An 18,113-nucleotide genomic window follows, 5' to 3' on the forward strand; every position below is an offset into this window, starting at 1 on the left:
GGGGAGAGGGAAATTTGCTTCACTTCCGTGCCCATGGCCGCCCCGATGCTTCTTCTTCGCTCAGCATCTGCTGCTGCTGTTCCCTCAGATGCCAGGGCATTTCCTCGAACACGCCGTCGAACAGGCTGTCGAGCGGCTGGTGCAGGCCGTGGCCGAGGATGCCGTTCTTTTCGGCTTCCTTCTGCGCGTCGCGCACCATCTCGGCGAGTTCCTTGTCCTGCGCGACATGGCGCTCCTCGTCCCATTCGCCGATCGCGATCAGATGGTCCTTGAGCCGAGTCACCGGGTCGCCGAGCGGCCAGGCCGTCGGCTCGCCCGCGGAGCGATATTGCGTCGGGTCGTCCGAGGTCGAATGGCCCTCGGCGCGATAAGTGAAGTGCTCGATCAGGGTCGGGCCCTGGTTGGTCCGCGCGCGCTCGGCCGCCCAGGACATCGCCGCATAGACCGCCAGCGCGTCGTTGCCGTCGACCCTCAGGCCGGCAATGCCATAGCCGATGGCGCGCGCGGCGAAGGTCGTCGCTTCCGCCCCGGCGAAGCCGGAGAACGAGCTGATCGCCCATTGGTTGTTTACGACGTTGAAGATGACCGGCGCGCGATAGACGGTCGCGAAGGTCAGCGCCGAGTGGAAGTCGCCTTCGGCGGTCGAGCCCTCGCCGCACCAGGTCGACGCGATCCGCGTGTCGCCGCGCGAGGCCGAGGCCATCGCCCAACCGACCGCTTGCGGATATTGGGTGGTGAGATTGCCCGAGATCGAGAAGAAACTGAAGCGGCGTTCGGAATACATGATCGGCAGCTGCTTGCCCTGCAGCTTGTCGCCGGTGTTCGAATAGATCTGGTTCATCATGTCGACCAACGGGCAACCGCGCGAGATCAGGATGCCCTGCTGGCGGTAGCTCGGAAAACACATGTCGTCGTCGGCCAGCGCGGCGGCAGCGCCGATCGACACCGCTTCCTCGCCCAGGCTCTTCATGTAGAAGCTGGTCTTGCCCTGGCGCTGAGCGCGGAACATGCGCTCGTCGAAGGCGCGGACCAAGGCCATGTTGCGGAGCATGCGGCGCATCGCATCGGGCGATAATTTGGGATCCCACGGTCCGACCGCGCGGTTATCCTCGTCGAGGACGCGGATCATCGTATAGGCGAGGTCGGTGAAGGTCTGTGCCTTGTCGGCGGTGTCCGGCCGCCGGATAGAACCGGCGGGAGGGACGTCGACTTCGCCGAAATCGACCGTGTCGCCCGGGCGGAATTTCGGTTCCGGCACGTGCAGCGACAGGGGCTTCAAATTGGCGCGCGGATGCTCGCTGGCCATGCTCTCTCCAGGTTCGACTCAAGCGCCACAACGCTTCGGCGCGGCCTTTGCGCCGTTGTTATAAAATTTCAACGGACTTGGCGAGTCTTGCGTGGAGAGGGTCGGCATACCGCCCGGCAACCAGGCTGTGACGAGCGGATAAAGCCCGTCATCTCAGCTCAACTATCGTCACCCCAGCGAAAGCTGGGGTCTCAAGAGAATCGCGATAAGCGTGAGACCCCAGCTTTCGCTGGGGTGACGGTATGGGAGTATCTATTCCACCGTCTGTTCGATCACGCCGAAGATCGGATGATGGCGATCGTCCTCGGCCCAGATGCGGACGGTGTCGCCTTTCCTGAGGAAGGGCGTCTTGGCCGCGCCGTCGCGAATCGTCTCGACCGTGCGAATCTCGGCCAGGCACGAATAGCCGACGCCGCCATCGGCGATCGGCTTGCCGGGGCCGCCATCCGCATCGCGGTTGGAGACGGTGCCCGAGCCGATGATCGTCCCCGCCCCGAGCTTCCGCGTCTTCGCCGCGTGCGCAACGAGCGTCCCGAAGTCGAAGGTCATGTCCTCCGCCGCTTCCGCGCGGCCGAACGGTTCGCCGTTCAGATCGACCATCAGCTTGCGATGGAGCCTTCCGTCCTTCCACCAGTCGCCGAGCGAATCGGGGGTCACGAACACCGGCGAGAAGGCGCTGGCCGGCTTGGACTGGAAGAAGCCGAATCCCTTGGCGAGTTCGCCCGGAATGAGGTTGCGCAGGCTGACGTCGTTGGTCAGGCCGACGAGCACGATCGCATCGAGCGCCCGCTCGCGCGTCGCGCCCATCGGCACGTCGCCCGTCACGACCACAACCTCGCCCTCGAGATCGCAACCCCAGCTTTCGTCGGCGAGCGGGATCGGGTCGCGCGGACCGAGAAAACCGTCCGAGCCGCCCTGATACATCAGCGGATCGTGCCAGAAGCTTTCGGGCATCTCGGCGTTTCGTGCCTGTCGAACCAATGCGACATGGTTCACATAGGCCGAGCCGTCGGCCCATTGATAGGCGCGCGGCAGCGGCGACGCCGCGTCATGTTCGTGGAAGCGCTCGCGCGGAATTACCTCATGGTCTAGGTCGGTCTGCAGATTGCGGAGATCGGGCGAGAGTCGATCCCAATCGTCGAGCGCGGCTTGCAGTGTGGGCGCGATATGCCCGGCGTCGGCATACCAGGCGAGGTCGGTCGACACGACGACGAGTTTGCCGTCACGGCCGTGCTTGAGGCTGGCGAGTTTCATGCGCTCTCCTGAAAACGTTACCCCCGCCTTAGACCCAATTCGGGGCCGCGCGAAAGCCGGGACGGCGCCGAACGGGTTGACGGTTGCGTAAACTGCCCGCACGTTGGCCGAAAGGTTTCAATCAAGGACCTAAGGAGAGGATGATGACCCCCGACAGTGTTCCCGGCCGTTTCGCCTATAACGAGGATCATGAGGCGTTCCGCCAAACCGTCCGCTCGTTCCTGCAGAAGGAAGGCGTGCCGCACGTCAACGAATGGGAGCACAACCGGCTGGTCCCCAAGGACTTCTGGCGCAAGGCGGGCGAGATCGGGATGCTGTGTCCGACCGTGCCCGAGGAATATGGCGGGCTCGGCCTCGATTTCGGCTATAATGCCATCGTCGACGAGGAGATGTCGTATATCGGCGTCCCCGCCGGCTTCTCGCTGCAATCCGACATCGTCAGCGGCTATCTTGAAACCTATGGTTCGGAAGAACAGAAGAAGCAGTGGCTGCCGCGACTCGTCTCTGGCGAGACGATCACCGCGATCGCGATGACCGAGCCGGGCACCGGCAGCGACCTGCAGGCGATCCGCACCTCAGCGAAGAAGGACGGCAATCATTATGTCGTCAATGGCAGCAAGACCTATATCACCAACGGCCAGAACGCCGACCTGGTGCTGGTCGTTGCCAAGACCGATCCCGACGCCAAGCCCGCCTATAAGGGCATGTCGATCATCCTGGTCGAGGCCGATCGCGAGGGATTCAAGCGCGGACGCAAGCTCGACAAGATCGGTCAGGACGCTGCCGACACGTCGGAATTGTTCTTCGAGGACGTCCGCGTGCCGATGACCAATTGCCTGGGTGAGGAAGGCAAGGGCTTCATCTATTTGATGAGCCAGCTCCCGCAGGAACGCCTGTCGATCGCGATCGGCACCCAGGCATCGGCGCAAAAGGCGTTCGACGAGACGGTCGAGTTCACCAAGACGAGGAAGGCGTTCGCCGGGATGGTGTTCGATTTCCAGAACACGCGCTTCGTGCTCGCCGACCTTGCCGCCAAGTTGCAGGTCGGCTGGGCGCATCTCGACTGGGCGATCCAGCGGCACTTGAAAGGCGAGCTGACCCCGACCGAGGGCGCGGCGGCCAAGCTATGGCACACCGAGCTACAATGGGAGGTCATGGACAAATGCCTCCAGCTGCATGGCGGCGCCGGCTATATGAACGAATATCCGATCGCGCGGATGTGGCGCGCGGCACGCGTGTCGCGGATCTACGGCGGGACGAACGAGATCATGAAGGAGCTGATCGGACGGTCGCTGTAAGGCACCGTCCGCACTTCCGAGGTGTCGAGCCACGCTCCGGGCGCTCGGAAATTTCTACCGCGACCGGAACGGCGATTATTTCATCACGGCCTCTTGACGCTCCATACCCGATCTTCCAATCGCGTTCCAAGAGGCCGTAGCGTCAGCGAAAGAATCGCGCGGCAACTGGGAGAGTCGGATGCAAGCCTTCCGTACCCGAGGTTCCGAGCGGTGAGCGCCTGGGGCTATGCCAATGTCTGGGAATCGGTCGCGGCGGCGATTCCCGACGAACCCGCAATCGTCCAGGGCGACTGCGTCGTCAGCTTCGCCGACTTCGATGCCGCCGCCGATGCGCTCGCCGCGCACTTGCTCGCTGCCGGGCTGGGGCATCAGGCCAAGGTCGCGATCTACACGACCAATTGCCCCGAATATCTCATCGCCTGTTTCGCGGCGTTCAAGGCGGGACTGGCGCCGTTCAACGTCAACTATCGCTACGGGCCGGAAGAAGTCCGCTACCTGCTCGACAATGGCGACGCCGAGGCGGTGGTGTTCGAAGCGGGTTTCGCCCCGCTGCTCGACCGCGTGCGCGGACAGATGCCGGGCGTGAAGAGCTGGATCGCGGTCGCGGGCGCTGGTGAGGCGGTGCCGGATTGGGCGCAGGGTTTCGCGACGCTCGCTGCCGCCGTCCCCAACGATCGCCCGGTCGTCGCCCCTTGGGGGCGTCATGACGAGGATCTGCTGCTGATCTTCACCGGCGGCACCACCGGCATGCCCAAGGCAGTGATGTGGCAGCAAGGCGATTTGTTCGCCAAGGGCGGCTATGGCGCCAATCCTCTGCTCGGCATCCCGCCGCTTGATAAGCCCAAGGATGCCGGGCCGCGCGCGCGCGCTACCCCGATCAAGCCGCGCGCGCTGATCGCGCCGCCGCTGATGCACGCGACCGGACTGATCGCCGCATTCGGCGCGCTCGGCTTCGGCGGCACCGTGATCTTGCTGCCGCATGGCAAGTTCGACCCCGAAGCGATGTGGGATGCGGTCGAACACTGGCGCGCGACACGGATCACGATCGTTGGCCAGCCCTTCGCTCAGCCGTTGCTCGAGGCGCTCGATGCCAATCCGGGCCGCTGGAACCTCTCCTCGGTATTCGTGATCGGCTCGTCGGGCGCGATGTGGAACCGCGAGAACAAGCTCGGCCTGATCCGCCACATGCCGCAGGTCCATCTGATGGATTCCTATTCGTCGTCCGAGGCGTTCGGCATGGGCATCTCCACCACCAATGCCAGCGGCGAGACCGCCACCGCGAGCTTCGCGCTTGGCCCCGATTGCGCGATCTTCACCGAAGACGGGCGGCGGGTCGAGCCGGGCTCGGGCGAGAGCGGGCGGCTCGCGGTCGGCGGGCATATTCCGCTCGGTTATTACAAGGACCCGGCCAAGACCGCGTCGACCTTCCCGACCTATGAGGGCAGGCGCTGGTCGATGCCCGGCGACTGGGCGACGGTCGATGCCGACGGCATTGTCCGCATCCTCGGCCGCGGCTCCCAATGCATCAATACCGGCGGCGAGAAGGTGTTTCCGGAGGAAGTCGAGGAAGCGCTCAAGCGCCATCCAACGGTGCGCGACGCGGCGGTGACCGGGGTGCCCGACCCGCGGTTCGGCGAGCGCATCGTCGCGCTGGTCGAACCGCATCCGGGAGCAGCGGCGGACGAGGCCGAGTTGCGCGACCATGTGAAGGGGCAGCTGGCGATCTACAAGGCGCCGCGCCACGTGCTGGTGGTTGACAGCGTCGCCCGGGCGCCGAACGGCAAACTCGATTACAAGGCGGTCAAGGATCGGGCGCTGGCGTCATTTGGCGCGGCATCGGACGAGAAACAGGGGGCGGCGTGAGTATCAGGAACAAGGCCTATATTTCGGGCGCGTACGAACATCCCACCCGGCTCGCGCCCGACAAATCGACGCCGCAGCTCCATGCCGAATGCGCCGCCGGGGCGCTCGCCGATGCCGGGCTGAGCCTGAAGGATGTCGACGGCTATTTCTGCGCGGGCGACGCGCCGGGCTTTGGCGGCATGTCGATGGTCGATTATCTCGGCCTCAACGTCCGTCATGTCGATTCGACCGAGACCGGCGGCTCGTCCTACATCCTGCACGTCAGCCACGCCGCCCAGGCGATCGCCGCCGGCAAGTGCTCGGTCGCGCTGATCACGCTCGCCGGCCGGCCGCGCTCGGAGCCGTTCGCACGCCAGCTGGGCAATGCGCCCGAGGCGGCGTTCGAGGGCTGGGTCGGGCAATCGACGCACAACAGCTATGGCATGTGCGCCGCGCGGCACATGCATGAATATGGCACCACGTCCGAACAGCTTGCCTGGGTCAAGGTCGCGGCGTCACATCACGCCCAATACAATTCGCACGCGATGCTGCGCGACGTCGTCACGGTCGAGGACGTGATCAACTCGCCGATGATCTCGGACCCGCTGCATCGGCTCGATTGCTGCGTGGTGTCGGACGGCGGCGGCGCGTTGCTGGTCGTTTCGCCCGAGGTCGCCAAGTCGCTCAAACGGCCCCTGGTCGCGGTGCGCGGTGCCGGCGAGCATGTGAAGGGGCCGCGCGGCGGGATGAACCTCGACCTGACGACGTCGGCGGCGGCCGTGTCGGGGCCGGCGGCGTTCGCCGAAGCGGGCGTGACCCCGGCCGACATCCAATATGCCTCGATCTACGACAGCTTCACCATCACCGTGCTGATCCAACTCGAGGATCTCGGCTTCTGCAAGAAAGGCGAAGGCGGACGTTTCGTCGCCGATGGCAACCTCATCTCGGGGTCGGGCAAGCTGCCGTTCAACACCGATGGCGGCGGCCTGTGCAACAACCATCCAACCAATCGCGGCGGCATCACCAAGGTGATCGAGGCTGTCCGGCAATTGCGCGGCGAGGCGCATTCCGCGGTGCAAGTGCCCGATTGCGGCCTCGCCGTCGCCACCGGCATCGGCGGTGCGCTCGGCGCGCGGCATGGTGCCGCCACCCTGATCCTGGAGCGGCAATGATGAGTGAGACCCGCAAGATCCCGGCGCCGCAGCCCAATGTCGAGAATCAGCGCTTCTTCGACGCCGCCGCCGAGGGGAAATTGCTGATCGGCCAGTGCGACGCCTGTGGCCAGCCGCATTATTACCCGCGCGCCTTGTGCCCCTTCTGCCTTGCCGAGACCCGCTGGGTCGAGAGCGCCGGCAAGGGCGCGATCTACTCGCTGTCGACGATGCGACGTGGGGCCGGCACGCCGTACACGCTGGCGTGGGTGACGCTCGACGAGGGGCCGGCAGCGCTGACCAATATCGCGGCCGAGGATCATGACCGGCTGACGATCGGCCAGCGGGTGACGGTGCAGTTCACGCCGACCGAAGGCGGTCCGCCGGTCCCGATGTTCGCGCCTGAAGTGGCGTAGCGACCATGCCCCTCTTCCTCCGTCACCCCGGCCTTGTGCCGGGGGCCGCCGTGCCGCAGGCTGAGTCCTCTCCATTTAGGGGTCGTGCCTGCCTCCCGGTGGATGCCGGCACAAGGCCGGCATGACGGAAGTAGCGGCAGACTCCCGCCCCCTCGCCCAACGCGAAGCCGAATACGCCGCGTTCGTCGAGGCCAATCTTCGCCGCAATTACACCGCGCATTTCATCCACGGCATGCTCGGCATGACCGGGTTCCGGCTGATCTACGCGCCGACCTTCATCCCGACCTATATCCACCGCCTGACCGGCTCGGACGCGCTGGTCGGGCTCGGGACATCGCTGCTCCAGTTCGGCGCGATCATCTCGCCGATCTTCGCGGCGTCGCGATTCGAGACCAAGCAGCGCATCCTGCCCTATTCGATCCGCGCCGGCACGATGATGCGGGTGATGATCCTGGGGCTGGCGCTGGCGGGCTGGTTCCTCACCGGCGAGGCGCTCCTGCTCGTCACGCTCGGGCTGTTCTTCCTCCTCGGCGCGTTCAACGGCACCCAGCGCGTCGCCTTCCAGATGCTGATGGCGAAAGTGATCCCGATCCATCGCCGCGGGCGGTTGCAGGCCTATCGCAACATCACCGGTGGGCTGATCGCGGCAGCCTTGTCCTATGTCGCGGGACGCTGGCTGATCCAGAATGACGTGCTGGGCAATGGTTATGCCACTACTTTCTTCCTCGCCTTCGTGCTGACCAGCCTGGGGCTCACCGTGCTGCAGCTGCGCATGGTCGAGCCGATCCCGCCGGTCGTGCGCTCGCCGATGCGCTTCGTCGACCGCGTGAAGACTTTCCCGACCCTGCTCGAGGATCGCGGCTATCGTTGGTTCATCCTGGCCGAGGCGTGCTGCGTCTGCGCGCGGATCGGGGGGCCGTTCTATATCCTCTATGCCGGCAGCCAGCTCGGACTGTCGGGGATCGTCATCGGCGAATTGTCGCTCGCCTATCTCGGCGCCGACACGGTGTCGAACCTCGCCTGGGGGCATCTTGGCGACCGCACCGGCTATCGCTCGACCTTCACCCTCGCCGCCGCCTTTTGGGCGGGTGGTATCGCCTTGCTGCTGACGGTCCACCATCCCTGGGCGGTGTTCGCCGCCTTCTGCTGCCTCGGCGCCGGCAATTGCGGCTATCAGATGAGCCAGCAGACGATGGTGCTCGAATTCGGCGAGCGCGCCGATGTCGCGATGCGGCTCGCTCTGTCGACGACGATCGAGGGCACGATCTCGGCGATCGGGCCGCTGCTCGGTGGGCTGATGGCATGGAAGCTCGGCTACCCGCCGGTCCTGTGGCTGTCGTTCGGCTTCCTGTGCATCGCGATCCTGCTGCTCGTCTTTCGCGTGAGAGAACCTCGCCAGCGCGGCGCCGCGGCGATAGTGACCGACGACCTTCTCCTCCCAGAAAGCGAATCGGCATGACGCTACCGACCCGACAGATCGGCCCCTTCTCCGTCTCGGCGATTGGGCTGGGCTGCATGAATCTCAGCCATGCTTATGGTGTGCAGCCGAGCGATGAAGAGGGGGCGGCGTTGCTCAACCGCGCGCTCGATCTCGGCGTAACCTTGCTCGATACCGCGGCGCTCTACGGCGTGGGCGCCAATGAGCGGCTGATCGGCAGAGCGGTGATGCACCGCCGCGCCGAATTCACGCTGGCCTCGAAATGTGTGCTCGACATGGTCGACGGCAAGCGTGTGCTTGACGGCCGCCCCGAAGCGATCCGCCGCACGCTCGACGGGGCGCTCGACCGGCTCGGAACCGATCATATCGATCTCTATTACCTCCATCGGCTCGACAAGAAGGTGCCGATCGAGGAGTCGGTCGGCGAACTCGAGCGCGCGGTCGAGGCGGGCAAGATCGGTGCGATCGGCCTGTCGGAGATGAGCGCCGCCACGATCCGACGCGCCCATGCGGTACACCCCATCGCGGCGGTGCAGAGCGAATATTCGGCTATGGTCCGCAACCCGGAAGTCGCGGTGCTCGACACCTGCCGCGAACTCGGCATCGCTTTCGTCGCCTTTTCACCGGTGGCGCGGGGCATGCTGGCGCGGGGCGTGCGCGATGACGCCTACGAACCAGGCGATATCCGCCTCCATATGCCGCGCTTTCTCGGCGACAATCTGCGCCACAATCTGGAAGTCGTCGCGAGGTTCGACGCGTTGGCGGCCGATGCCGGCATGACTTCGGCGCAACTCGCACTCGGTTGGGTGCTGGCGCGTGGGCCGCATATCATCGCTATTCCCGGCACGCGCAGTCCGGCGCATCTCGAGGAGAATCTCGGCGCCGCGACGATTAGCGTTTCCGACGATCTGGTGAAGGCGGTCGACGCTGTTTTTGACGGCAATATCCGCGGCCCGCGCTACGCTGCTCCGGCGCAGGCGCAGATCGATACCGAGATACTGCCCGGCGAGGAACTGGCCGCCTGAACGATCGGGCTAACCGATCAGCAGCACGACGCCCAAGATAAGCCCGGCCAGCGCAAAACTGACCAGATGCATCGCCAGACCATAGCTGCACTGGCTTTCCGATGCGTGGAAGCCATGCATCGCACCTCTCCCCAGGCGCGCCTTTGCTCTGTTTCCGGCATGGGGTCGCGCCGCTTGGCGCTTATACGCCTTTTCGCCGTTTCGGACTAGATCGCGTCTTAGGCCCCAGCCTCAAGCCTCGTCGCGCAGCCGTTCGTGATGGCGGATCACTTCGTCGATGATGAAGCGCAGGAACTTCTCCGAGAATTCGGGATCGAGACGCGCTTCCTCCGCCAGCTGCCGCAACCGGGCGATCTGGCGCTCCTCGCGGCCGGGATCGGCCGGCGGCAGCCCCGCCTGCGCCTTGTAGCGGCCGACCGCCTGGGTCACCTTGAACCGCTCGGCGAGCATGTGGATCAGCGCGGCATCGATATTATCGATGCTGCTGCGATAGGCGTCCAGCACGTCGTCGCTCATCTGGCGGCTCCCCTCGATTCGTGGCGGCCTTCTGCGCATGCAGGCCAGGATGCGCAACCCGTGCTTGCCTTCCGCGTCCCTCTCGGCCAGAGCCGCCGCCAAGATGAGCGCAACGATCCATCGCCTCGATCCGACCCGGCCGCAGCCCAGCCTCGAGCCGATGATGCAGCTGGTCGCGTCGGACATGAACCTGGTCAACGCGGTGATCCTCGACCGCATGCAGTCGGACATCCCGCTGATTCCCGAGCTTGCCGGTCACCTGATCGCCGGCGGCGGCAAGCGCATGCGCCCGATGCTGACGCTCGCGAGCGCGCGGCTGCTCGGCTATACCGGCAACCGCCACCACCGCCTGGCCGCGACGGTCGAGTTCATCCACACTGCGACTCTGCTCCACGACGACGTGGTCGACGGCAGCGATTTGCGCCGCGGCAAGCGCACCGCGAACCTGATCTGGGGCAATCCCGCGTCGATTCTGGTCGGCGACTTCCTGTTCAGCCGCTCGTTCGAGCTGATGGTCGAGGACGGCAGCCTGAAAGTCCTGAAGATCCTGAGCAACGCCAGCGCAGTGATCGCCGAAGGCGAAGTCGACCAACTCACCGCGGCGCGCCGCGTCGACCTGGGCGAGGAACGCTATCTCGACATCATCGGCGCCAAGACCGCCGCTCTGTTCGCCGCCGCCTGCCGCATCGCGGCGGTCGTCGCCGAGCGGCCGGAGAGCGAGGAGCAGGCGCTCGACGCGTTCGGCCGCAACCTCGGCGTCGCGTTCCAGCTGGTCGACGATGCGATCGATTACGTGTCCGACGCCGGCACGATGGGCAAGGATACCGGCGACGATTTCCGCGAAGGCAAGGTCACCTTGCCGGTCATCCTGGCCTATGCGCGCGGCAACCAGGAGGACCGCAAGTTCTGGAAAGACGCAATCCTGGGTCATCGCGCGTCGGACGAGGATTTCGCACATGCCGTCGAGTTGGTTCGCGCGACGCGCGCGATCGACGACACGCTGGCGCGCGCACGTCATTACGGTCAGCGTGCGATCGATGCGATTGCCGGCTTCTCCCCGGGCCAGGCGCGCGACGCGATGACCGAAGCGGTCGAATTCGCGGTGGCAAGAGCCTATTGAACGAAACGTCGTACGCCTGAAGCGGACGCGTCTTTGTCAGAAGGTGTCGGGGTCGTTCGCGGCGTTGGCCGCCTTGCACAAGGCGAGCAAGGCGCGGCGGATCGATGGGCCCGCCAGATGCGCTTGAACCGACGGATATCGGTCGACCGTCAGCGCCCGCCGGATATCGTCGACCGTGCCGCAACTGCCAGACCGCGCCAACTCAAAGGCGCGCTCAACCGTCGACAGCTGCTCCGCGGACCGATCGTTCACGCGTCGGCGCGGCCACGATCGGGCGATTCGCTCGGGTCCAGATCGTCGGCCGGAGCGAGGTTGAAATTGCGGTGCGGAAACGTCCCGGCTGCGAGCAGCGCGCCATAGGCTCGCGCGAGCCCGGCGTGCGCCAGCCGCGACGAGGAGCAGCCCGCTTTACGAGCCATCATTAGCGAGATTTGCTCGCGCCGTAGAAGATAATTCGTGTCCAAAGGGCACCTCTCTTTAGCAGGCGAAAGCGAAGGTGCTCACGGTCACAAGATGCCTGCGAAATCGATCAGGTGATGATTTCTAATAGCACACTTTGTGATTCGGCTCGCATCAATTCGCACCGGGAGCGTTTTTGAGACGAATTACATGGCTTTTAGTCACCACGAGGACTAAAGGCTTTATATCGCGCTCTCCGCCCTCAGCACCGGCGCGACTGAGAGAGGTTCGTGCTCCCGCTAATTCAAGGAGCAAGCCGATGATGCCGACCATTCCCGCTACCAATGGCCATGACAGTTGGAGCAACCCTGGCCCCGGCCGCGCGATCAACGTCTCGCTCGATCGAGGTGCGGTCGAAACTCTCTGCACGAAGCATCAGACCAAGATCAGCGCGATCGAATCGCTTCCCAGCGGCGGGACCCGCGTCGTGATGATGAACGGCGACGATGCCGAGGCGATGCGCCGCGTGTTCGGCAACAAGATCCTGGCCGGCACCGTGACGCGTCAGCATTGGGCGCGGGTCGTCCGCTAGGACCCAGCGGTTCGCTGACCGGCCGATCGGTTCGATCGACAGTCCGGCATCATGTTGTGAAGCCCTTCGAGGAGAAATGACGTGGCTAAAGGCCAACGCAAGAGCAACAAGGAAATCCGTAAACCCAAGAAGCCGGAGCCGCCCAAGCTCAACGCTTCCAATCCCTCTGCGAAGGGCACGCCGGTCAAGCAACCGGGCTGATCCCTCCTCGGAGCGTTCGGCGCCGCCCGGATCCGCGATCGGGCCGCAATGGGGCGGGCATTACCGACGGAATACAGAATTGCTCGGGCCCGTTTCGATATGGGGCCCGGCTAAATCAAGAGCCGATCAGCACAATATAGGCACCGATCGCGATCACGCCGGCGGCGAACAGCTTCTCAAGCAGACCCTTGCGCGCCGCCAGCCGGCGCCCGAGCAGGATGCCGATCGCCGCCCCGCCGACGCCACCCGTGATGAGCAATGCTGCGACGTCCCATTGGACGAGACCGGATAGCGCATAGGAGGATGCAGTCGTCAGGCCGAGCGCGGCGACGGCCACCAACGACGTACCGACCGCGCTCGCCATCGACATCCCCGTCGCGGCGATCAGGCCGGGAACGATCAGGAATCCGCCGCCGATGCCGAAGAACCCGGCCGCCAGCCCGACTCCCAGCCCCGTCGGGACCAACCGAGGCAACAAATGGCCGGCGCTGTCGCGCGTCAGTCGCACGTCGGGCGCCTCCATGGACCGACGCCCGCGCAGCATCGACAGGCCCACGCCGATCATCAATAATCCGAACAAGAACAGAAGACGATGGCCGTCGACCGCCTTGCCCAAGGCGGCGCCCAGCGCCGCGCCGACGACGCCGGCCGTCGCGAAGACGCCGGCGCATCGCCATTTGACCGTGCCAGCGCGGGCGTGGCCGATCATGCTGACCAGCGCGTTGGCGGCAACAGCGACCGCGGCGGTTCCGATCGCGGCATGCGGCGACTTCATGCCGACGACATAGACCAGCAACGGGACGGCCAGGATCGAACCACCGCCGCCGACCAGCCCGAGCACGATGCCGATCAACCCGCCGGAGACGAGCGCGGCGACAATGGTCGCGACGGTCACGACGGCAACCGGGGATCGGCCGGTCCGGATGCGGCAGCGGTCATGGCAAAACTCCAGCGTTGAGGTCCCGGCATTCCCGCCTCCTATCAGTCATTGAAATATTAGGATGATCTAATATATATTCAAGACATTCAGGAGGTCATCATGTCCAGCCCTTTCATCGAGGCGTTCTTCGACGAACCGACCAATACGGTAAGTTACCTGGTCGGCGATCCGGCGACGCGCGCCGCAGCGGTGATAGACCCGGTCCTCGACTTCGATCCCGCAAGCGGCGAGACTGACGCGCGGTCGGTCGACACTATCCTCGATGCCGCGCGCAACGCTGGCTGGCGGATCGAGATGATCCTCGAAACCCATGCCCACGCCGATCACCTCTCGGGAGCGCCGCTGATCAAGCTGGCGACCGGGGCATGGATTGGGATCGGCTCGCACATCCGCGACGTCCAGCGGATCTTCCGCCCCGTCTTCGCCATGGACACGCTGGCGACCGACGGATCCGATTTCGACCGATTGTTCGACGACGGCGAGCGTTTCGCGCTGGGCACGCTGGAAGTGGAAGTGATGCACCTCCCGGGGCACACCCCGGCGGATGTCGCCTATCGCATCGGCGACGCGGTGTTCGTCGGCGATACGTTGTTCATGCCCGATTACGGCACCGCGCGCGCCGATTTTCCCGGCGGCGACGCGCGCACACTCTATCGCTCGATCCGCAAGCTGCTGACTCTACCCGACGATACGCGCCTGTTCCTGTGCCACGATTACAAGGCGCCGGGCCGGGACAAGTATCGCTGGGAGACCACGGTCGGCGATCAGCGGCGTCACAATGTCCATATGCGCGACGGCATCAGGGAAGACGAATTCGTCGCCATGCGCGAAGCGCGCGACGCGACACTGGCCGTCCCGCGGCTTCTGCTGCCGTCGATCCAGGTGAACATCCGCGCCGGCCGCTTCCCCGAGGCAGAGGCCAATGGCGTGTCCTATCTAAAGATTCCGGTGCGCTCGAAGCCGGCGCGGCCTTAGTTTGTTTCAGCGACGCTGAAACGGCGCGAATCAGCAATCGGTCCCGCAATCGGCACCGTGTTCGATCTGGATCGTGGTGTGCGCGATGCCGAAGCGATCATGGAGCATCTTCGCTGCGTCTCCAAGGAACTCTGGCCCCCGTTCCTCGGTCATCACCAGATGCGCGGTCAGCACCGTTTCGGTGGTCGACATCGGCCAGATATGGAGGTCGTGGGTCGCGCTGACGCCGGGCATCGCAGCCAGCGCCGCCTTGACCTCGTCATAGTCGATTCCGCGCGGGACGGCGTTCAGCGACATTTCGATCGTTTCGCGCAGCAAGCCCCAGGTTTGCCAGAAGATGATCGCCGAGACGACGATCGACACGACTGGATCGATCCATTCCAGGCCGGTGAACCAGATCACCACGCCGGCCAGCATCACCCCGGCCGAGACGGTCGCGTCGGCCGCCATGTGCAGATAGGCGCCACGCAGATTGATGTCCGATTTCTGCCCGCGAACGAACAGCCAGGCCGAGGCAGCGTTGACCAGGATGCCGGCCGCGGCGACCACCACCACCACCGCGCCCTTGACCGGCGCGGGATCGCCGATCCGCGTCACCGCCTCGAACACGATCGCGCCCATCGCCATCAGCAGTAGCAATGCGTTGATCAAGGCGGCCAGGATGGTCGAGGCCTTGAGCCCGTAGGTGAAGCGCTTCGATGGCCCGCGCCGCGCCAGCGTGGCACCGCCCCAGGCGACGCATAGCCCGAACACGTCGGACAGATTGTGCCCGGCATCCGCCATCAAAGCGACCGAATGGGCAATGAAACCCAGACCGAATTCGACGACGACGAACAGGATGTTGAGGGTGATGCCGATCGCGAAGGCGCGGTCGAACGTCAGCGGGCCGTGACTATGCCCGCCATGTCCGTGGCCATGACCATGCTTGTGGCCGTGGCCGTGCTTATGACCATGGTCATGCTTGTGGCCATGGTCGTCGCCGTGAGCGTGATTATGGTCGTGCGGCCCGTGCATCCTGGCTGCCTAGCACCCCAAAGGCAGGAGATACTAGGACGCCGGGCTGTCATCGCCGGAAAGTTTCTGCCACAGCGTCACGATTGCCGATGCAGCCCATAAAGCTTCCTGTCGAAACGGTTCTTCCGCAGCTGCTCGCCGCGCTTGAATCCAGCGCCAATGCCGTGCTGGTGGCGCCGCCAGGCGCGGGCAAGACGACCGCGGTCGCACCCGCCCTGCTCGGCCAGAGTTGGTGCAGCGGCGAGATCCTGCTGCTCAGCCCCCGACGTATCGCGGCACGCGCGGCGGCCGAGCGGATGGCGGCGCTGGCGGGCGAACCGGTCGGCAGGACGTTCGGTTATGCGACGCGGATGGACAGCAAGCGATCGGCCGCGACGCGTGTGACCGTGGTGACCGAGGGCATCTTCGTCGCGCGAATCCAGGCCGATCCCGAACTCGCCGGAATCGCGGCGGTGCTGTTCGACGAGGTCCACGAACGCAATCTCGACAGCGATTTCGGCCTGGCCCTGGCGCTCGACGCGCAGGGATCGCTGCGCCCCGACCTTCGCCTTATCGCCATGTCCGCGACGCTGGACGGCGCGCGCTTCGCGGCGTTGCTGGGCGACGCGCCGGTGATCGAGAGCGAAGGACGCAGCTATCCGCTCGACCTGCGTTATCTCGGCCGGCGCGGCGAGGCGCGGATCGAGGATGAGGTCGCCGCAGCGATCCGGCTGGCGCTGCGCGGGGAGCAAGGCGGCGTGCTCGCCTTCCTGCCCGGTGTCGCCGAAATCGAGCGCGCCGCCGACCGGCTCGGCGACCTGCCCGGGGTGCGCCTCCATCGCCTCCACGGCACGATCGCGCCGGCCGACCAGCGCGCCGCGATCGCTGCCGAGCCCGACGCGATGCGCAAGCTCGTGCTGGCGACGAGTATCGCCGAGACCAGCCTGACGCTCGACGGCATCCGCGTGGTGGTCGATTCGGGGCTCGCCCGCCGCCCGCGCTACGATCGTGCCGCAGGGATGACGCGGTTGGTCACCGAACGCGCCAGCCAGGCCGCCGCGACCCAGCGCGCCGGCCGCGCGGCCCGGCAAGGGCCGGGCGTGGCCTATCGCTTGTGGGAAGAAGCCGCGACCGCCGGGCTACCGCGCTTCGATCCGCCCGAAATCCTCGAAGCCGATCTGTCGGGTCTGGTGCTCGATTGCGCGATCTGGGGAGTCGCCGATCCACGCACGCTGGCCTGGCTCGACCCACCCCCCGAAGCCGCGGTGGCGGAGGGACGCGCCCGCCTCGCCATCCTCGACGCCCTCGATACCGACGGCCGCCCAACGCCGCATGGTCGCGCGATCGCCAAACTGCCGATGCCGCCGCGGCTCGCGCACATGCTGGTGCGGGCGGGGGAGATAGGGCTGGCGAAGGAAGCGGCGGAGGTTGCGGTCCTGCTGGGAGAACGCGGGTTAGGTGGCCCGGGGACCGATCTGGAAACGCGAGCCCGCAGGTTCCGAACGGAGCGAGGGCGGCGTGCGGAGAGCGCGCGTAAGTTGGCCGAACGGTGGGCCAATATTCCCCTCCCGCTCGCGGGAGGGGTTAGGGGAGGGCATGTCGACAACCGTGGGAAGGACGCAACACGCCCTCCCCCTGCCCCTCCCGCAAGCGGGAGGGGAGAAGAGACAGCCATCGCCATCGCTCTCGCCTTCCCCGATCGCGTCTCCCGCCGCCGCGACTCCTCCGGCGAGCGCTGGGCTTCGGTCGGTGGGCGTGGATTCAAGCTCGACGCGACCGATCCGCTCGCCACCGCGCAATGGCTCGCGGTCGCCGAGACGCAGGGCATCGCCGCCGGCGCGCGCATCCTGTCGGCGGCGGCGATCGACCAGGCGACCGTGGAGACGCTGTTCGCGGACCATATCGAAACCCGCCGCACCTTCGCGTTCGATCCTGCGACCGGCGGCGTCGAGGCAGGGCGCGAACGCCGCCTCGGCGCGATCGCTTTGTCGCGCGGACCCGATAGCAATGCCGATCCGGTCGCGATCGCCGCCGCTCTGGTTGACGGCGTCCGCAACCATGGCCTGCATCTGCTGCCTTGGGGAGAGGCGTCGACCGCGCTGCGCCAGCGCGCGGCCTTCGCCACCGCGCACGGCTGGGACTGGGCGCTCGACGACGAGACGCTCGCCGCCCGCCTTGACGACTGGCTCGCCCCCCTGCTCGACGGCAAGCGCCGTCTGTCGCAATTGAGCGACGCCGATCTCGCCGAGGCGCTGCGCAATCTGGCCGGCTGGGACGCGATGCGCGCGCTCGACCGTATCGCCCCCGCGCGGATCGAGACGCCGGCGGGATCGAGCCATGCGATCGACTATGCCGCCGAGGCCGGCCCGACCGTCGAGCTTCGCCCCCAGGCCTTGTTCGGGCTCGCCACGCACCCGACCGTCGCCAATGGTGTGCCGCTCGTGCTGAGCCTGACCTCGCCGGCCGGACGTCCGATCCAGACCACGCGCGATCTGCCCGGTTTCTGGGCGGGCAGTTGGGCCGCGGTCGCCAAGGAAATGCGCGGGCGCTATCCCAAACATCCCTGGCCCGACGATCCGGCCGCCGCCAACCCGACGCTGAGGACCAAAAAAGCCGATGCAAGGTTCGGAAAGTCAGGATAAGGGAA

The 18,113-nt window shown here is 66.0% G+C and carries 17 protein-coding genes; 10 read left to right on the forward strand and 7 right to left on the reverse strand.

Annotated elements, in window-relative coordinates; genetic code table 11:
- Window positions 1-19: 19 nt before the first annotated feature.
- Window positions 20-1,306 carry a 3-methyl-2-oxobutanoate dehydrogenase (2-methylpropanoyl-transferring) subunit alpha gene (locus SPR01S_RS11615; protein WP_066589786.1) on the reverse strand — a complete coding sequence of 429 codons (1,287 nt, stop codon included), beginning with the start codon at window positions 1,304-1,306 and terminating at the stop codon, window positions 20-22.
- A gap of 252 nt (window positions 1,307-1,558) precedes the next feature.
- Window positions 1,559-2,560, reverse strand: coding sequence for a fumarylacetoacetate hydrolase family protein (locus tag SPR01S_RS11620; RefSeq protein ID WP_066589788.1), 1,002 nt, complete (start codon window positions 2,558-2,560; stop codon window positions 1,559-1,561).
- Between the two features lie 143 nt (window positions 2,561-2,703).
- Here SPR01S_RS11620 and SPR01S_RS11625 point away from each other — a divergent pair, with 143 nt between their 5' ends.
- The 6 genes from SPR01S_RS11625 to SPR01S_RS11650 all read left to right on the forward strand — a co-directional run bounded on the left by SPR01S_RS11625 (window position 2,704) and on the right by SPR01S_RS11650 (window position 9,730).
- Window positions 2,704-3,858 carry an acyl-CoA dehydrogenase family protein gene (locus tag SPR01S_RS11625; protein WP_066589843.1) on the forward strand — a complete coding sequence of 385 codons (1,155 nt, stop codon included), beginning with the start codon at window positions 2,704-2,706 and terminating at the stop codon, window positions 3,856-3,858.
- 210 nt (window positions 3,859-4,068) lie between these two features.
- Window positions 4,069-5,721, forward strand: coding sequence for an AMP-binding protein (locus tag SPR01S_RS11630; protein WP_066589790.1), 1,653 nt, complete (start codon window positions 4,069-4,071; stop codon window positions 5,719-5,721).
- On the forward strand, window positions 5,718-6,872 hold the full coding sequence (locus tag SPR01S_RS11635) for a thiolase family protein (RefSeq protein WP_066589791.1): 1,155 nt from the start codon (window positions 5,718-5,720) through the stop codon (window positions 6,870-6,872). The genes SPR01S_RS11630 and SPR01S_RS11635 overlap by 4 nt, the downstream gene beginning before the upstream one ends.
- Window positions 6,869-7,267, forward strand: coding sequence for a Zn-ribbon domain-containing OB-fold protein (locus SPR01S_RS11640; RefSeq protein ID WP_218016748.1), 399 nt, complete (start codon window positions 6,869-6,871; stop codon window positions 7,265-7,267). The genes SPR01S_RS11635 and SPR01S_RS11640 overlap by 4 nt, the downstream gene beginning before the upstream one ends.
- 121 nt (window positions 7,268-7,388) lie before the next feature.
- Window positions 7,389-8,726 carry an MFS transporter gene (locus tag SPR01S_RS11645; protein WP_066589793.1) on the forward strand — a complete coding sequence of 446 codons (1,338 nt, stop codon included), beginning with the start codon at window positions 7,389-7,391 and terminating at the stop codon, window positions 8,724-8,726.
- Window positions 8,723-9,730 (forward strand): aldo/keto reductase, encoded by a 1,008-nt coding sequence (locus SPR01S_RS11650; RefSeq protein WP_066589795.1) that lies wholly within the window; start codon window positions 8,723-8,725, stop codon window positions 9,728-9,730. The genes SPR01S_RS11645 and SPR01S_RS11650 overlap by 4 nt, the downstream gene beginning before the upstream one ends.
- A 231-nt stretch (window positions 9,731-9,961) precedes the next feature.
- Here SPR01S_RS11650 and SPR01S_RS11655 read toward each other — a convergent pair whose 3' ends face one another.
- A complete protein-coding gene (locus SPR01S_RS11655; protein WP_066589796.1) occupies window positions 9,962-10,246 on the reverse strand; it encodes a chorismate mutase in 285 nt (94 codons plus the stop codon).
- Window positions 10,247-10,349: 103 nt separating this feature from the next.
- Between SPR01S_RS11655 and SPR01S_RS11660 the strand changes: the two genes are divergently transcribed.
- Window positions 10,350-11,366 carry a polyprenyl synthetase family protein gene (locus tag SPR01S_RS11660; protein WP_066589797.1) on the forward strand — a complete coding sequence of 339 codons (1,017 nt, stop codon included), beginning with the start codon at window positions 10,350-10,352 and terminating at the stop codon, window positions 11,364-11,366.
- Between the two features lie 36 nt (window positions 11,367-11,402).
- Here the strand turns inward: SPR01S_RS11660 and SPR01S_RS11665 are convergent, their stop codons facing one another.
- Both SPR01S_RS11665 and SPR01S_RS21570 read right to left on the reverse strand, forming a co-directional pair.
- Window positions 11,403-11,618 (reverse strand): hypothetical protein, encoded by a 216-nt coding sequence (locus tag SPR01S_RS11665; protein WP_066589798.1) that lies wholly within the window; start codon window positions 11,616-11,618, stop codon window positions 11,403-11,405.
- A complete protein-coding gene (locus SPR01S_RS21570) occupies window positions 11,615-11,785 on the reverse strand; it encodes a hypothetical protein (protein ID WP_157082180.1) in 171 nt (56 codons plus the stop codon). Before SPR01S_RS21570 ends, SPR01S_RS11665 begins: the two co-directional genes overlap by 4 nt.
- A gap of 299 nt (window positions 11,786-12,084) precedes the next feature.
- On the opposite strand from SPR01S_RS21570, the gene SPR01S_RS11670 reads away from it, so the two are divergent.
- Complete coding sequence (locus tag SPR01S_RS11670; RefSeq protein WP_066589800.1) at window positions 12,085-12,357, forward strand: hypothetical protein; 273 nt, start codon at window positions 12,085-12,087, stop codon at window positions 12,355-12,357.
- 316 nt (window positions 12,358-12,673) lie between these two features.
- Here SPR01S_RS11670 and SPR01S_RS11675 read toward each other — a convergent pair whose 3' ends face one another.
- On the reverse strand, window positions 12,674-13,453 hold the full coding sequence (locus SPR01S_RS11675; RefSeq protein WP_066589803.1) for a sulfite exporter TauE/SafE family protein: 780 nt from the start codon (window positions 13,451-13,453) through the stop codon (window positions 12,674-12,676).
- Between the two features lie 144 nt (window positions 13,454-13,597).
- On the opposite strand from SPR01S_RS11675, the gene SPR01S_RS11680 reads away from it, so the two are divergent.
- Entirely contained in the window at window positions 13,598-14,473 is an 876-nt protein-coding gene (locus SPR01S_RS11680; protein WP_066589804.1) for an MBL fold metallo-hydrolase, read from the forward strand.
- Window positions 14,474-14,503: 30 nt separating this feature from the next.
- Here SPR01S_RS11680 and SPR01S_RS11685 read toward each other — a convergent pair whose 3' ends face one another.
- Complete coding sequence (locus tag SPR01S_RS11685; RefSeq protein ID WP_066589805.1) at window positions 14,504-15,487, reverse strand: cation diffusion facilitator family transporter; 984 nt, start codon at window positions 15,485-15,487, stop codon at window positions 14,504-14,506.
- Between the two features lie 89 nt (window positions 15,488-15,576).
- Here SPR01S_RS11685 and hrpB point away from each other — a divergent pair, with 89 nt between their 5' ends.
- Window positions 15,577-18,108 carry an ATP-dependent helicase HrpB gene (gene hrpB, locus SPR01S_RS11690; protein WP_066589806.1) on the forward strand — a complete coding sequence of 844 codons (2,532 nt, stop codon included), beginning with the start codon at window positions 15,577-15,579 and terminating at the stop codon, window positions 18,106-18,108.
- Window positions 18,109-18,113: the final 5 nt, after the last annotated feature.

This window comes from Sphingomonas pruni NBRC 15498 (assembly GCF_001598455.1).
Lineage (GTDB): Bacteria > Pseudomonadota > Alphaproteobacteria > Sphingomonadales > Sphingomonadaceae > Sphingomonas > Sphingomonas pruni.

Bases quoted from the DNA above. Each gene is read 5' to 3' on its own strand.
- SPR01S_RS21570 (WP_157082180.1), bottom strand. From the start codon at position 11,785: ATGGCTCGTAAAGCGGGCTGCTCCTCGTCGCGGCTGGCGCACGCCGGG.
- SPR01S_RS11680 (WP_066589804.1), top strand. From the start codon at position 13,598: ATGTCCAGCCCTTTCATCGAGGCGTTCTTCGACGAACCGACCAATACG.
- SPR01S_RS11625 (WP_066589843.1), top strand. From the start codon at position 2,704: ATGACCCCCGACAGTGTTCCCGGCCGTTTCGCCTATAACGAGGATCAT.
- SPR01S_RS11620 (WP_066589788.1), bottom strand. From the start codon at position 2,560: ATGAAACTCGCCAGCCTCAAGCACGGCCGTGACGGCAAACTCGTCGTC.
- SPR01S_RS11685 (WP_066589805.1), bottom strand. From the start codon at position 15,487: ATGCACGGGCCGCACGACCATAATCACGCTCACGGCGACGACCATGGC.
- SPR01S_RS11640 (WP_218016748.1), top strand. From the start codon at position 6,869: ATGATGAGTGAGACCCGCAAGATCCCGGCGCCGCAGCCCAATGTCGAG.
- SPR01S_RS11615 (WP_066589786.1), bottom strand. From the start codon at position 1,306: ATGGCCAGCGAGCATCCGCGCGCCAATTTGAAGCCCCTGTCGCTGCAC.
- SPR01S_RS11670 (WP_066589800.1), top strand. From the start codon at position 12,085: ATGATGCCGACCATTCCCGCTACCAATGGCCATGACAGTTGGAGCAAC.
- SPR01S_RS11650 (WP_066589795.1), top strand. From the start codon at position 8,723: ATGACGCTACCGACCCGACAGATCGGCCCCTTCTCCGTCTCGGCGATT.
- SPR01S_RS11660 (WP_066589797.1), top strand. From the start codon at position 10,350: ATGAGCGCAACGATCCATCGCCTCGATCCGACCCGGCCGCAGCCCAGC.
- SPR01S_RS11655 (WP_066589796.1), bottom strand. From the start codon at position 10,246: ATGAGCGACGACGTGCTGGACGCCTATCGCAGCAGCATCGATAATATC.
- hrpB (WP_066589806.1), top strand. From the start codon at position 15,577: ATGCAGCCCATAAAGCTTCCTGTCGAAACGGTTCTTCCGCAGCTGCTC.
- SPR01S_RS11645 (WP_066589793.1), top strand. From the start codon at position 7,389: ATGACGGAAGTAGCGGCAGACTCCCGCCCCCTCGCCCAACGCGAAGCC.